Below are 14,060 nucleotides of genomic sequence, written 5' to 3'. Positions count from 1 at the left end.
CTGTTCGGCGCTTTTTCCAGCTGCCTTGAAGTTATATTTTTGTCGCACCTAATTTGAACTTGCTCTGCAAGAAGGTCTTCAGAAATGTCCAACAGTATGGGTATTGCCAGCGCCTTTGTTTTGTCCTCCCTGTTCTTGGCCCCTATGGCCATGGCCGAAGAATCGCAGACTTTCGCCGCGCATAACGCTGCACGCGCCGCTGCATTCCAGGAAGCCCAGGAAGTGCTGGCTGCCAAGCAACAGAACAGCGAGCAGCCGCAGAACATCACGGCGGAACAGCGCCAGCCGGAAGTTCAGAAAGACAGCTGATACCCGCTACCGACTCGTTTCCCTCGACAACTTCTCTGCTCTACCCCCCGGAGTAAGTTGTCTTAAAGCCGCTGATAACAGCGGCTTTTTTTTGCCATGTAGAACCGACTGTTTCATTCGTTTCACCCAGAACAAGAAACACCCGAATCGACAATAACAACTGTCATCATTCATCCAAGGAGCTTTATACCGGTGAAGGTCACTTCAACTCTCAGCCCGTTGTTCATTGCAATGGCTGCAACTATCGCCCCCTGTGCCCAGGCGGCCGATCAGGCCAGCCCCGAAGGCTTCGTCGAAGGCGCAAGCCTCAAGCTCAACGCCCGCAACTACTACATGAATCGCAACCGCCACCAGCAGAACGATGACAACATCGAATGGGGCCAGGGTTTCCTGGGGATCTTCGAGTCGGGTTATACCCCGGGCACGGTCGGTTTCGGCCTCGATGCCAACGCCATGCTCGGCCTGAAACTCGATGGCGGTGGCGGTACCGACAGCTCGAGCATCCTGCCGATCAGCGACGGCAACGGCAAAGCCCCGACGTCGTTCTCCACCGCTGGCGCCACCCTGAAAATCCGCGCCTTCGACACCGAGCTCAAGGCCGGCGACCTGTTCCTCAACAATCCGGTGATCGCCGGCGGCCAGAGCCGCATGCTGCCGCAGACCTTCCGCGGGGTCAGCCTGAGCAACCACAGCTTCGACGGCTGGCTGCTCGAAGGCGGCCAGGCCAGCTTCACCAAGCTCTACAACCAGAGCGGCCGCCAGCGTATCGACACGGCCTACGGCAAACTGCTGGACGGCGATGAAAGCCGCCACCTGAACTGGGCCGGCGTGGCCTGGAGCGGCGTGAGCGGGCTGACCAGCAGCCTGTACGCCGCCGAACTCAAGGACATCTGGAACCAGTACTACTACGACCTCGACTACAGCTATGCGTTGAACGAGCTGGTGACCCTGAACCCGGGCCTGCACTTCTATCACACCCAGGACACCGGCGACGCGCTGCTGGGCGACATCGACAACAACACCTACAGCCTGCATTTCACCCTGGGCGTGGGCCATCACAGCCTCACCGCCGCCTACCAGCGGGTGAACGGCAACACACCGTTCGACTACATCAACCAGGGTGACAGCATCTACCTGGACAATTCCCAGCAGTATTCGGATTTCAACGGCCCCAACGAACGCTCGTGGAAACTCAAGTACGCCTACGACTTCGCCGGTCTCGGCCTGCCGGGCCTGACGTCGGCGCTTTCCTACTCGCGCGGCGAGCTGGACCTGACCAAGGTCGATCCGCACAGCCGTGGCTACGCCCACTGGTACAGCGCCGGCGGCGAGCACGCCAAGCACTGGGAACGCGACCTCGACCTCAAGTACGTGGTGCAGGGTGGCCAGGCCAAGGACCTGGCGGTCCGCCTGCAGTGGGCCACCAACCGTGGCGGCAACGGTTATGGCGCGCTGGACAACGACACCGACGAATACCGGGTGATCGTCGATTACCCGATCAATGTGTTCTAAGCGCGAATACGCAAAAGGCCAGCATCATTTTGCTGGCCTTTTTTTTGTCTGCGATTTATACATGCGCCCGCAGGCGCGATCGGTCTCTGCAACTCTGCTCGCTTCACCCGAAACACCCTTATAGAAAACGTACACAACGCAGAAGCCAGAACCATGAGTGTGAGTAGTGCGACACCCCGCAACACGACCACTTCGAGCCGGTCGGAAAGGATGCTGATTCTTGGAAGCTCATTGATGGTCATCTCCATCCTGAGCATCGTGACCTTCTTGCTGATTCGCGAACGCGGCAGCGCCGAAATAGCTGCCACCCGCGCGGCTTCCAACATCGTGCAATTGATCGACGCCGACGTGCTGCGCAACGTCGAGCTGTACGACGTCTCCCTGCGAGGCCTGATCAGCGCCTCGCAACACGAGGACCTGAAACAGGTCTCGCCGACCATTCGCCATATGGCGCTGTTCGACCGGGCCACGGCTGCACCCTACAAGGGCAACATCCTGCTGCTCGACGCGCACGGCGATGTGCTCGCCGACTCCGCTTCGGTCGAACCGCGCAAGGGCAACTTTGCCGATCGGGAGTATTTCCAGTCTCATGTGAATAACCCCGATCCGGGCATGCTGATCAGCCGACCGTTCCGCGCCCTCCCGCCCGAGCTGGATTGGCGCATCAGTTTCAGCCGGCGGGTTTCCAACGAACGTGGAGAATTCCTCGGCGTGGCCGAAGCGGCCATGCGCCTGGACTACTTCAGCCAGTTGTTCAAAAGCCTGAATGTCGGCCGCGACAGCTCGGTCAACCTGATCAGTCGCGACGGTATCCTGTTGGCCCAGGAGCCGCCGCGAGCGGACAACCTGATCGGCCAGGACTTCAGCCAACGGCCCAATTTCATCCGCATCCTGCGCGAGGGGAACGGCAGCTTCAAAGGCATGTCCAGCACCCAGCAGCCGCGCCTGTACACCTTCTCCCAGGTCGGGGACCTGCCGCTGATCGTGATCGTGGCGCTCTCCAGCAATGAAGTATTCGCCTCCTGGCAGCGCACCGCGCTGGTGGTTGGCGGCGCCACCGGTGCGCTGTGCCTGGGCCTGCTGTGGCTGACCTGGCTGCTGTGCCGGGAATTGCGCCGGCGCCAGAGCGCCGAGCAGGAACTCGCGCAACTGGCGGCCACCGATGCCCTCACCGGCCTCGACAACCGTCGCAGCCTGGATCAGACCCTGGCTCGCGAATGGGGTCGCGCGCAGCGCTCCCATAGCGCGCTGTCGCTGCTGATGCTCGACGTGGATCACTTCAAGGCCTTCAATGATCGCTATGGCCACCCGCTCGGCGATGAAGCCTTGCGCATCGTCGCCCGGGTGATCAGTGACAATATCCGTCGCCCCGGCGACCTGGCCGCACGCTACGGCGGCGAAGAGTTCGCCGTGGTCCTGCCGGAGACTGACAACGCCGGCGCCCGGCGTATCGCCGAGCATATTCGCCTGGCGATCGAGCGCCTGCCGCCGATCCAGGACGGTGCCTCGCCGATCACCATCAGCATTGGCCTCGGCACCTGGGCAGGCACGCCGAAGTCCAGCCTGAAAGCGCTGTGTTCGATGGCCGACAAGGCGCTGTACCAGGCCAAGGCCGAGGGGCGAAACCGAGTGGTGGGTTGACCTCATCGCGGGCAAGTCTCGCTTCTACGGGGCCCGTGCTGCCCGCGATAACCTCATCAGCCGCGCAACAATCTGCGGGCATAAAAAAAGGCCACCCGAAGGCAGCCTTTAAAAACTAAAGGAAAGAGAGTGTTACTTACACGGCCGCAACCGGACGCATGTAAGAGATCGGTGCAGTGCTGGCATCTTCGAAGGTCACGACTTCCCAAGCGTCTTTCTGCTCAATGAGCTTGCGCAGAAGCTGGTTGTTCAGTGCATGGCCCGACTTGAAGCCTTTGAACTCACCTATCAGGCTGTTGCCCAGCAGGTAGAGGTCACCAATTGCGTCGAGGATCTTGTGCTTCACGAACTCGTCTTCGTAGCGAAGGCCGTCCTCGTTCAGTACACCATCCGCGTCGACCACGATGGCGTTTTCCACGCTGCCGCCGAGTGCGAGGTTGTGCTTGCGCAGGTACTCGATATCACTCATGAAACCAAAGGTACGGGCGCGGCTGACTTCCTTCACGAACGACGTGCTGGAAAAGTCCACGCTTGCACTCTGGGTGCGGTCACGGAAAACCGGGTGATCGAAATCGATCTCAAAGCTCACTTTAAAACCGTCGAAAGGCACGAAAGTGGCGCGCTTGTCGCCGTCTTCCACCGTCACCTCACGAAGGATGCGGATGAACTTCTTGGCTGCGTCCTGTTCTTCCAGGCCGGCAGATTGAATCAGGAATACGAAGGGTCCAGCGCTGCCATCCATGATCGGGACTTCGGACGCGGAGAGCTCGACGTAGGCGTTATCGATGCCCAGGCCAGCCATGGCCGAGAGCAAGTGCTCCACCGTGTCCACTTTGGTGTCACCGTTGACCAGGGTGGTCGACATAGTGGTTTCACCAACGTTTTCCGCGCGAGCAGGAATCTGCACCACAGGGTCCAGGTCGGCACGACAAAACACAATGCCGGTGTCGACAGGCGCAGGCTTGAGGGTCAGGTAAACCTTCTCCCCAGAGTGCAGGCCTACACCTGTGGCACGGATAATATTCTTCAGGGTGCGTTGTTTAATCATGGCTTGGGCCGCTTCAGCGCAAATTGCGAACTGGTATCAACAAAGGCTGGCGATAATAGCAGACCAGGCCTTTGCTGAACACCAATCACCCTAATACCCCTGATACATTCCATCAATCGGCCTGGCGACGCAGGAAAGCCGGGATGTCCAGATAGTCCAGATCATCTTGCGGATTCAGCTTCGCCGCAGTCGCAGCACTGGCCTGGGCCTGGTTGCGCATGACGGTCGGACGGTCCAGATCACGGTAGTTGACCGACGGCAGTTCCTGACGGGCAGGGGCTGGCGCCTGTGCAGCGGCCATGGAGGTTTGCACGGTATTGTCGATGACCTTCACAGGCTTCTCGATTTTCGCGCCCAGACCCGTGGCAACCACGGTCACGTGCAGCTCGTCGCGCATGTCCGGATCGATAACGGTACCGACCTTGACCATCGCGTGCTCGGAAGCGAAGGCTTCGATGATGCTACCCACGTCGGAGTACTCGCCCAGGGACAGGTCGGGACCGGCGGTGATGTTCACCAGGATGCCGCGCGCGCCTTGCAGGTTCACGTCTTCCAGCAGCGGGTTGCGGATTGCCGCCTCGGTCGCTTCACGTGCACGGTTAGGACCGCTGGCGCAGCCAGTGCCCATCATTGCCATGCCCATTTCGCTCATCACGGTACGTACGTCGGCGAAGTCGACGTTGATCATGCCCGGACGCTTGATGATGTCGGAGATACCGCGAACGGCACCGGCCAGAACGTCGTCGGCCTTGGCGAAAGCCGACAGCAGGCTGGCGTCCTTGCCGAGGATGGTCAGCAGCTTTTCGTTGGGAATGGTGATCAACGAATCGACGCTTTCGCTCAGCGCGCGGATGCCTTCATCGGCGATCTGCATACGCTTGCGGCCTTCGAACGGGAACGGACGAGTCACCACCGCAACGGTGAGGATGCCCATTTCCTTGGCCACTTCGGCGATGATCGGCGCGGCACCGGTACCGGTACCACCGCCCATGCCGGTCGTGATGAACACCATATTGGTGCCCGCCAGCACTTCAGCGATACGCTCGCGGTCTTCCAGGGCGGCTTGACGACCGACCTCAGGATTGGCGCCAGCACCCAGGCCCTTGGTCACGCCGGTACCCAGTTGCAGGATGGTCCGCGCGCCGATGTTTTTCAGCGCTTGAGCATCAGTGTTGGCGCAGATGAATTCGACGCCTTCGATGTTGCTCTTGACCATGTGATTGACGGCGTTGCCGCCGCCACCGCCAACACCGATAACCTTGATTACCGGACTTGCGGGGACGTTGTCTACGAGTTCGAACATTTTCCCTCTCCTTTCATTTCTCTAGTTTTTTCGCCTACTGCTTTACAACGGTGTTGCGGTAAATCTTCAGAAATTGCCCTGCACCCAGCTCTTGATGCGATCGAGCAAGGCGGCCTTGGGTTCGTCGCTGCTGTAGCTGTCCCGGCTGCCGATGCCGGAGAACGAGATACCGTCGGACTGCTTCTGCAGCCCGTACAACAGCAAGCCCACGCCGGTGGAATAGATCGGGTTGCGCACCACGTCGGACAGGCCCTTGACGGTGTGCGGCACGCCCAGGCGGACCGGCATGTGGAAAATCTCTTCGGCCAGTTCGACCGCGCCTTCCATTTTCGAAGTACCGCCGGTCAGCACGATGCCGGCCGGGATCAGGTCTTCGTAGCCACTGCGACGCAGTTCGGCCTGGATCAGGGTGAACAGCTCGTCGTAGCGCGGCTCGACCACTTCGGCCAGGGCCTGGCGGGACAGCTCGCGCGGTGGACGGTCGCCGACACTTGGCACCTTGATGGTTTCACCGGCACCGGCCAGCTTGGCCAGGGCGCAGGCGTAACGGATCTTGATTTCTTCGGCGTACTGGGTCGGCGTACGCAGCGCCATGGCGATGTCGTTGGTCACCTGGTCGCCGGCAATCGGGATCACCGCGGTATGGCGGATCGCGCCTTCGGTGAAGATCGCGATGTCGGTGGTACCGCCGCCGATATCCACCAGGCACACGCCCAGCTCTTTCTCGTCGTCGGTCAGCACCGAATACGCCGAGGCCAGCTGTTCGAGAATGATGTCGTCGATTTCCAGGCCACAGCGACGCACGCACTTTTCGATGTTCTGGGCGGCATTCACCGCGCAGGTCACCACGTGCACCTTGGCTTCCAGACGTACACCGGACATGCCCAGGGGCTCGCGCACGCCTTCCTGGTTATCGATCACGTAATCCTGCGGCAGGGTGTGCAGCACCCGCTGGTCGGCCGGAATCGCCACGGCCTGTGCCGCGTCGAGTACCCGCTCCAGGTCCGCCGAACTCACTTCGCGATCACGAATCGCCACGATGCCGTGGGAGTTCAGGCTGCGAATGTGATTGCCCGCCACGCCGACGAACGCCGAGTGGATACGGCAACCGGCCATCAGTTGCGCTTCTTCTACCGCGCGCTGGATCGATTGAACGGTGGACTCGATATTCACCACCACGCCCTTCTTCAGGCCGCGCGATGGATGGGTGCCGATACCGACGATTTCCAGCGTGCCATCGGCCGCGACCTCGCCTACCAGCGCCACCACCTTGGAGGTGCCGATATCCAGACCGACGATCATTTTGCCGCTTTGCACGTTTGCCATGGTCCTGCCTCTTCTTAATTCTTCGCGACGGCGGGTTGGGCCGTCGTGGGCGCTACAGGTTCCCGCCAGCCGACGGCCAGGCCGTTGGCATAACGCAGATCGATGCGCGCGATGTTCGTAATCTGTTCTTTCAGCGTTTTTTCATAAATGGCAATGAAGCGGCGCATCTTCTCCACCAGGTGATCGCGTCCGAGCAACAGCTCGATACCAGGGCCAGCGCTACCGGCCCCCGTGGTCAGGAACCAGCTGCCGCGCTCGCGCAACTCCAGACGGGCAATGGAGAAACCCATCGGGCGCAGCATCTGGCTCAGCACCTGGTACTGCTGCATCACCTGCTGCTGGGCCCGCTGCGGGCCGAACAACTGTGGCAAGTGCTCGTAGTTCGCCAGTTCACGCGGGGTGAAGGCCTGGCCCTGGTTGTTCAACAGCGCCTCGTCGCCCCAACGGGCCACCGGCAGTTGTTCTTCCAGGCGAATCACCACCTGGTCCGGCCACACACGCCGTACCTCGGCATGAGCGATCCATGGCATCTGTTCCAGCTCGGTACGCATGCTCGCCAGGTCGATGGTGAAGAAGCTCGCCGCGACGTAGGGCGCGATCCGCTGCTGCACCGCCTGCTGGCTGATGTAACTCAGGTCGCCCTGCACCGCGACCTTGGTGATCGGCCGGTCGGCATAGGGCAGCAGGCGTTGCGCGCCTTCGTAAGTGCCGAAGCCCAGCGCGACCAGCAGCACCGGCCACATCAGGCTTTTCAGCACGCCAAAGTTGGCTTTCGGCAGGCGCACCGACATCGGCTCCTTGGCCACCATCCGGCTGGCACCACGCGGCACCGGCTTGCGGCCGGGAGCGGGTTGCTGATGACGTAGCTGGGCGCCTTGCATGGCCTTAACCTCGCGGCTCTGCGTTACTGACGACACTTTCCGCCAGGATGGCCAGAACCAGCTGCTGGAAATCCAGACCGGCGGCACGCGCCGCCATCGGAACCAGGCTGTGATCGGTCATGCCGGGGGCGGTATTCACTTCCAGGAACCAGAACTGGCCGTCGGCGTCCTGCATCACGTCGGCACGCGCCCAACCGGCGATACCGAGCGCCCCGCAGGCCTTCGCCGTCAGGTCCATGAGCTCCTGCTCTTTGTCGCTGTCGAGGCCGCACGGGATCCGGTACTGGGTATCGGAAGCCAGGTACTTGGCGTCGTAGTCGTAAAACGTGTGGGGCGTGCCCAGGGCGATCGGTGGCAATACCTGGCCGCGCAGCGTGGCGATGGTGAACTCCGGACCTTGAATCCATTGTTCAACCAAGACTTGCGAGTCGTAGGTGCTGGCCGCTTTCCATGCGTCGATCAGTTCGGACGCGGATGTCACTTTGGCCATACCAATACTGGAACCTTCATGCGCCGGTTTGACGATCAAAGGCATGCCCAGTTCCGTAGCCGCGCAAATACAATCGGCCTCGGAGCCAAGTACGGCGTGGCGTGGCGTCGGAATACCGAGGCTGTGCCAGACCTGCTTGGTACGCAGTTTGTCCATCGCCAGCGCCGAAGCCAGGATGCCGCTGCCGGTGTAGGGAATCCCCAGGCATTCCAGCAAGCCCTGCATGCTGCCGTCTTCGCCGCCACGGCCGTGGAGGATGATGAAGGCGCGGTCGATCTTCTCGTTCAGCAGGCGCTGCAGGAAGTCGTCACCGACGTCGATGCCGAAGGCGTCCACACCAGCGCTCAGCAAGGCTTCGAGCACGGCGTTGCCGGACTTCAGCGAGACTTCGCGCTCGGCGCTCTTGCCGCCGAACAGCACGGCGACACGGCCGAAATCCTTCGGCGCGATGGTCGAAAACAGAGAGGCGTAGGCAGCAGTCATTTCGACTTCCCCTGACCGGCAGGCACGGCACCCGCGAACAACGGACTGTTCAACAGCTTCGGCGCAAGGCCGCCGATATCACCGGCGCCCTGGCACAGCAGGATGTCGCCGGCACGCAGCAGCGGCTTGACCAGCGGCGCGAGGTCGACCCCACGCTCGATGTAGATCGGGTCCAGCTGACCGCGCTGACGGATGCTGTGGCACAGCTGACGGCTGTCCGCCCCCGGGATCGGCTCTTCGCCCGCCGGATAGACTTCCATCAACAGCAGGACGTTGGCATCCGCCAGCACCTGGACGAAATCGTCGTACAGGTCGCGGGTGCGGCTGAAACGGTGCGGCTGGTAGACCATCACCAGGCGGCGCTCAGGCCAGCCACCGCGCACGGCCTTGATCACCGCCGCGACTTCGGTCGGGTGGTGACCATAGTCGTCCACCAGCATCACGTTGCCGCCTTCCACCGGCAGCTCGCCGTAGACCTGGAAGCGTCGCCCCACACCCTGGAAGCCCGACAGGCCCTGGACGATGGCTTCATCGCTGATGCCTTCGTCGGTGGCGATGCAGATGGTCGCCAGCGCGTTCAGCACGTTGTGGTTGCCCGGCATGTTCACCGAGACATCCAGCGGCTCGCGATCGGGGCGCAGCACGGTGAAGAAGGTCTGCATGCCCTGCTGGCGTACATTGATCGCCCGCACGTCGGCGTCTTCGTTAAAACCGTAGGTGACGGTCGGACGCTTGACCTGCGGCAGGATCTCGCGCACCACCGGGTCGTCCAGGCACAGTACGGCCAGGCCATAGAACGGCAGGTTGTGCAGGAATTCGACGAAGGTTTTCTTCAGTTTGTTGAAGTCACCGTCGTAGGTCGCCATGTGGTCGGCGTCGATGTTGGTCACCACGGCCACCAGCGGCTGCAAGTGCAGGAAGCTGGCGTCGCTTTCATCGGCTTCGGCGATCAGGTAGCGGCTGGTGCCCAACTGTGCATTGGTCCCAGCTGCATTCAGCCGGCCACCGATGACAAAGGTCGGGTCCAGGCCACCGGCGGCGAACACCGAGGCCAGCAGGCTGGTGGTGGTGGTCTTGCCGTGGGTACCGGCCACGGCGACGCCGTGGCGGTAGCGCATCAGCTCGGCCAGCATTTCCGCACGCGGCACCACCGGGATGCGGCGTTCCAGGGCGGTGGCCACTTCCGGGTTGGAGGTGTTCACGGCGCTGGACACTACCAGTACATCGGCGTTGGCGGCGTTCTCGGCGCGGTGGCCGATAAAGATCTGCGCACCAAAGGACTCCAGGCGCTCGGTAACTGGCGACGCCTTGAGGTCGGAGCCGGAGACCTGGTAGCCCAGGTTCAGCAGTACTTCGGCGATCCCGCACATGCCCACGCCGCCGATACCGACGAAGTGGATGCGACGGATGCGGCGCATTTCCGGTTGTGGCATGGCTTTCTGATTCTCAACCATGGGCCACCTCCAGGCAGATATCGACCACGCTACGGGTGGCATCGGGTTTGGCCAGGCGACGTGCGGCGTCGGCCATGCTGTTGAGTCGTTCCGGTTGCATCAAAACCTCTGTCAGGCGAGCGGCAAGGTCCGCTGCGCCAGTCGTTCTTTGCGGCATCAGGAAGGCAGCGCCTTCACGAGCCAAATAATCGGCATTGCGGGTCTGGTGATCGTCGATGGCGTGAGGCAAAGGCACGAGCATCGAAGGCAGACCGGCGGCAGCCAGTTCACTGACGGTCAACGCGCCTGCGCGACAGACCACCAGGTCAGCCCAGCCGTAGGCTTGGGCCATGTCTTTGATGAACGGCTGCACCTGCGCCTCGACGCCAGCGGCGCGATAGCGCTCTGCAGTCACTTCATCGTGGTTTTTGCCGGCCTGATGAAACACTTCCGGACGCAGCTCGGGAGAGACCAGCGCCAGGGCTTCAGGCAGCAACTTGTTCAACGGCTCCGCTCCCAGGCTTCCACCCAGGATCAGCAAACGCGCCTTGCGTCCGGCCAAAGCCTCGCGCGGTGTATCGAGGAACAGCTCGGTGCGCACCGGGTTGCCGGTGGTACGCCGGCTGCTGGAGGCACCAAAGGTGTCCGGGAAAGCTTCGCAGACTCGGGCCGACAACGGCACCAGCAGCCGATTGGCGGTACCGGCGACCGCGTTCTGTTCATGAACGATCACCGGCACACCGGACAGTTTTGCCGCGACGCCACCAGGGCCGGTCACATAACCGCCAAAGCCCAGCACGCAGACCGGCTTGAGCTGACGAATGATCCGGCGCGCCTGCAGCACTGCCTTAAGCAGCACGAATGGCGCCTTGAGCAGCGACAGCTTGCTCTTGCCCCGCAGGCCGCTGACGTTGATCAGGTGCAGTTGCAGGCCGGCGTTCGGCACCAGCTCGTTTTCGATACCGCGCGGGGTGCCGAGCCAGTGCACGGTATAACCGCGCGCCTGGAACTCACGGGCACAGGCCAGCGCCGGGAACACGTGACCGCCGGTGCCACCGGCCATGATCAGCACATTAGCGCCCATGGCTTGGCTCCTCGGCGAAGTCGCTCTCGCTGAACTCCATCTCTTCGCTGCCCAGGTGGGTCCGACTCTCCCACTCGATGCGCAGCAACAGGCCCAGACAGGCGCAGCAGATCACCAACGAACTGCCGCCATAACTGAGGAACGGCAAAGTCAGACCTTTGGTCGGCAGCAAACCGACGTTCACCCCGATGTTGATCAGGAACTGGCCGATCCACAGGAATGACAGGCCATAAGCGACATAGGCGGCAAAGAACTGCTTGGCTTTCTCGGCCCACAGGCCGATGTACATGCCACGGATACAGACGAAGACGAACAGCGCCACCGTGCACAGGGAACCGACGGCGCCCAGCTCTTCGGCCAGGACCGAGAACACGAAGTCGGTGTGGGCTTCCGGCAGGTAGAACTGCTTCTGCACGCTGTTGCCAAGGCCAACGCCCAGCCATTCGCCGCGGCCGAAAGCGATCAAGGCCTGGGACAACTGGTAGCCCGCGCCGAACTGGTCGGCCCAAGGGTCGGCAAAGTTGGTCAGGCGCGCCATTCGATAGGGCTGCATCTGAATCAGCAGGACCACCGCCGCGACCGCCAGGACCACCATCAAGGAGAAACGGAACAGCCCGACCCCACCGAGGAACAGCATCGCCGCCGCGGCCCCCATCATCACCACGGTGGCACCGAAGTCCGGCTCCATCAGCAGCAGGCCGGCCATTGGCAGCAGCACGATGAATGGCTTGAAGAAGCCCATCCAGCTTTCACGCACTTCTTTCTGGCGACGCACCAAATAACCGGCGAGATAGATCACCACGAATACCTTGGCGATCTCGGAAGGCTGGACGTTGAAGAAACTGAAGCCGATCCAGCGCATCGAACCGTTCACTTCGCGGCCGATCCCCGGAATGATCACCATCACCAGCAAACCGAAAGCACCGAGCAGCATCATCCAGCCCAGGCGTTGCCAAGTGGCGATCGGGATCATCATGGTGACGATGCACGCACCCAGGCCCAGCACCACGTAAATAAGGTGGCGAATCATGTAGTACAAGGCGCTGCCCGACTGCACCGCCGCCACTTCGGTGGAGGCCGAGGCAATCATGATCAGCCCGAGGCCGAGCAGCGCCAGGCAACCGGCGAGCATCGGGAAATCGAGGTCGACGCCGCGTCCGGTGATGATCGGCGATGGATAAGGCTTGATGATGTCTCTCAGGTTCATTCCAGATCCTCCACGGCGCGGACGAACTGGTGACCACGGTCTTCGTAATTCTTGAACATGTCGAAACTGGCGCAGGCCGGCGACAGCAATACCACGTCACCAGCCTGGGCGGCGGCACGGCATTGCGCCACGGCTTCGACCAAGGAGCCGACACGAATCAGCGGCACGGCATCGCCGATGGCCTCGCCGATCTTGTCGGAATCGCGGCCCATCAGGATCACGGCGCGGCAGTTGGCCGCCACCGGGTCGCGCAGGTCCTTGAACTCGGCACCCTTGCCGTCGCCACCGGCGATCAGCACGATCTTGCCTTCAATGTCCGCGCCCAGGCCTTCGATGGCCGCCAGTGCGGCGCCAACGTTGGTGGCCTTGGAGTCGTTGTAATAACCCACGCCATCCAGGTCGCGAACCCACTGGCAGCGGTGCTCGAGGCCGGCGAAGGTGCGCAGGGCCGAGAGCATGGCGTCGAACGGCAGGCCGACCGCATGCCCCAGGGCCAGCGCCGCCAGGGCGTTGGACTGGTTATGGGCGCCGCGGATCTTCAGCTCGCGCACCGGCATCAGGTTCTGGAATTCGAAGGCCAGGTATTTCTCGCCGTTCTCTTCACGCAGGCCGAACGCCTTGAAGTCGGGTTTGCTCAGACCGAAGGTCCAGCACGGCAGGCCTTCGCCGATCAATGGCCGGGTCAGGGCATCCTGGCGGTTGAACACCACCTGCCGGGCGCCCCGGAAGATCCGGTGCTTGGCCAGGTGATACGCCGGCAGGCCGCTGTAGCGGTCCATGTGGTCTTCGCTGATGTTCAGCACGGTGGCCACTTCGGCACCCAGCTGATCGGTGGTCTCCAGCTGGAAGCTGGACAGTTCCATGACGTACAGCTCGACGTCGTCGCTGAGCAGGTCCAGGGCCGGGGTACCCAGGTTTCCACCCACGGCGACCCGCTTGCCCGCCGCCGCCGCCATTTCCCCCACCAGGGTGGTCACGGTGCTTTTCGCGTTGGAACCGCTGATGGCAACAATCGGCGCCTTCGCGTTACGCGCGAACAGCTCGATATCGCCGGAAAGTTTCACCCCACGGGCGGCGGCGGCTTGCAGGGCCGGAGTCGCCAGGGCCAGGCCGGGGCTCACGTAGAGCTCGTCGGCACGGCACAGGAAGTCGACGTCCAGCTCGCCACAACGCACTTCCACATGCGGATAGTCACGGCGCAGCGTGGCCAGTTCCGGTGGATTTTCCCGCGTATCGGCGACGGCAAACGACACGCCCCGGTTCGCCAGGAAGCGAACCAGGGACATGCCGCTCTTGCCGAGGCCGACAACGATGCGGAAGTGGTCAGAAGCGATCAGAGACAC

Annotated in this window: 12 protein-coding genes; 3 read left to right on the top strand and 9 right to left on the bottom strand. The window is 62.3% G+C overall.

Annotation, left to right across the window (positions count from 1 at the left end):
* Positions 1 to 84 precede the first annotated feature (84 nt).
* The 3 genes from NRG23_RS25315 to NRG23_RS25305 all read left to right on the top strand — a co-directional run bounded on the left by NRG23_RS25315 (position 85) and on the right by NRG23_RS25305 (position 3,462).
* Entirely contained in the window at positions 85 to 309 is a 225-nt protein-coding gene (locus NRG23_RS25315) for a hypothetical protein (RefSeq protein WP_016703533.1), read from the top strand.
* A 231-nt stretch (positions 310 to 540) separates the two neighbouring features.
* A complete protein-coding gene (locus NRG23_RS25310) occupies positions 541 to 1,821 on the top strand; it encodes an OprD family porin (protein WP_051673204.1) in 1,281 nt (426 codons plus the stop codon).
* Positions 1,822 to 1,974: 153 nt separating this feature from the next.
* Positions 1,975 to 3,462 (top strand): sensor domain-containing diguanylate cyclase, encoded by a 1,488-nt coding sequence (locus tag NRG23_RS25305; RefSeq protein ID WP_016703534.1) that lies wholly within the window; start codon positions 1,975 to 1,977, stop codon positions 3,460 to 3,462.
* A gap of 136 nt (positions 3,463 to 3,598) precedes the next feature.
* On the opposite strand, the gene lpxC is transcribed toward NRG23_RS25305, so the two are convergent.
* The 9 genes from lpxC to murD all read right to left on the bottom strand — a co-directional run bounded on the left by lpxC (position 3,599) and on the right by murD (position 14,060).
* Positions 3,599 to 4,510, bottom strand: coding sequence for a UDP-3-O-acyl-N-acetylglucosamine deacetylase (gene lpxC, locus NRG23_RS25300; protein WP_009045509.1), 912 nt, complete (start codon positions 4,508 to 4,510; stop codon positions 3,599 to 3,601).
* Between the two features lie 112 nt (positions 4,511 to 4,622).
* The gene (ftsZ, locus tag NRG23_RS25295; RefSeq protein ID WP_007922129.1) at positions 4,623 to 5,813 is read right to left on the bottom strand and encodes a cell division protein FtsZ; all 1,191 of its coding nucleotides are present in this window, start codon (positions 5,811 to 5,813) and stop codon (positions 4,623 to 4,625) included.
* Between the two features lie 66 nt (positions 5,814 to 5,879).
* Entirely contained in the window at positions 5,880 to 7,139 is a 1,260-nt protein-coding gene (gene ftsA / locus NRG23_RS25290; RefSeq protein ID WP_007922131.1) for a cell division protein FtsA, read from the bottom strand.
* Positions 7,140 to 7,153: 14 nt separating this feature from the next.
* Positions 7,154 to 8,020 carry a cell division protein FtsQ/DivIB gene (locus tag NRG23_RS25285; protein WP_257372701.1) on the bottom strand — a complete coding sequence of 289 codons (867 nt, stop codon included), beginning with the start codon at positions 8,018 to 8,020 and terminating at the stop codon, positions 7,154 to 7,156.
* 4 nt (positions 8,021 to 8,024) lie between these two features.
* Complete coding sequence (locus tag NRG23_RS25280; protein ID WP_016703535.1) at positions 8,025 to 8,993, bottom strand: D-alanine--D-alanine ligase; 969 nt, start codon at positions 8,991 to 8,993, stop codon at positions 8,025 to 8,027.
* Positions 8,990 to 10,447 carry a UDP-N-acetylmuramate--L-alanine ligase gene (gene murC / locus NRG23_RS25275; RefSeq protein WP_009050716.1) on the bottom strand — a complete coding sequence of 486 codons (1,458 nt, stop codon included), beginning with the start codon at positions 10,445 to 10,447 and terminating at the stop codon, positions 8,990 to 8,992. Before murC ends, NRG23_RS25280 begins: the two co-directional genes overlap by 4 nt.
* Positions 10,440 to 11,510 carry an undecaprenyldiphospho-muramoylpentapeptide beta-N-acetylglucosaminyltransferase gene (murG, locus tag NRG23_RS25270; protein ID WP_009050717.1) on the bottom strand — a complete coding sequence of 357 codons (1,071 nt, stop codon included), beginning with the start codon at positions 11,508 to 11,510 and terminating at the stop codon, positions 10,440 to 10,442. The genes murC and murG overlap by 8 nt, the downstream gene beginning before the upstream one ends.
* Positions 11,500 to 12,717: a putative lipid II flippase FtsW gene (gene ftsW / locus NRG23_RS25265; protein WP_097139509.1), complete on the bottom strand. Its 1,218-nt coding sequence runs from the start codon at positions 12,715 to 12,717 to the stop codon at positions 11,500 to 11,502. Before ftsW ends, murG begins: the two co-directional genes overlap by 11 nt.
* Entirely contained in the window at positions 12,714 to 14,060 is a 1,347-nt protein-coding gene (gene murD / locus NRG23_RS25260) for a UDP-N-acetylmuramoyl-L-alanine--D-glutamate ligase (RefSeq protein WP_257372698.1), read from the bottom strand. The genes ftsW and murD overlap by 4 nt, the downstream gene beginning before the upstream one ends.

Origin of the sequence: Pseudomonas sp. T8 (assembly GCF_024610635.1) — a bacterium.
Classification (GTDB): domain Bacteria; phylum Pseudomonadota; class Gammaproteobacteria; order Pseudomonadales; family Pseudomonadaceae; genus Aquipseudomonas; species Aquipseudomonas chlororaphis_I.
Note: the sequence above shows the minus strand (reverse complement) of the source record. Positions and strands in the feature narration are given on the sequence as shown.

Bases quoted from the DNA above. Each gene is read 5' to 3' on its own strand.
- NRG23_RS25315 (WP_016703533.1), top strand. From the start codon at position 85: ATGTCCAACAGTATGGGTATTGCCAGCGCCTTTGTTTTGTCCTCCCTG.
- NRG23_RS25310 (WP_051673204.1), top strand. From the start codon at position 541: ATGGCTGCAACTATCGCCCCCTGTGCCCAGGCGGCCGATCAGGCCAGC.
- NRG23_RS25305 (WP_016703534.1), top strand. From the start codon at position 1,975: ATGAGTGTGAGTAGTGCGACACCCCGCAACACGACCACTTCGAGCCGG.
- lpxC (WP_009045509.1), bottom strand. From the start codon at position 4,510: ATGATTAAACAACGCACCCTGAAGAATATTATCCGTGCCACAGGTGTA.
- ftsZ (WP_007922129.1), bottom strand. From the start codon at position 5,813: ATGTTCGAACTCGTAGACAACGTCCCCGCAAGTCCGGTAATCAAGGTT.
- ftsA (WP_007922131.1), bottom strand. From the start codon at position 7,139: ATGGCAAACGTGCAAAGCGGCAAAATGATCGTCGGTCTGGATATCGGC.
- NRG23_RS25285 (WP_257372701.1), bottom strand. From the start codon at position 8,020: ATGCAAGGCGCCCAGCTACGTCATCAGCAACCCGCTCCCGGCCGCAAG.
- NRG23_RS25280 (WP_016703535.1), bottom strand. From the start codon at position 8,993: ATGACTGCTGCCTACGCCTCTCTGTTTTCGACCATCGCGCCGAAGGAT.
- murC (WP_009050716.1), bottom strand. From the start codon at position 10,447: ATGGTTGAGAATCAGAAAGCCATGCCACAACCGGAAATGCGCCGCATC.
- murG (WP_009050717.1), bottom strand. From the start codon at position 11,510: ATGGGCGCTAATGTGCTGATCATGGCCGGTGGCACCGGCGGTCACGTG.
- ftsW (WP_097139509.1), bottom strand. From the start codon at position 12,717: ATGAACCTGAGAGACATCATCAAGCCTTATCCATCGCCGATCATCACC.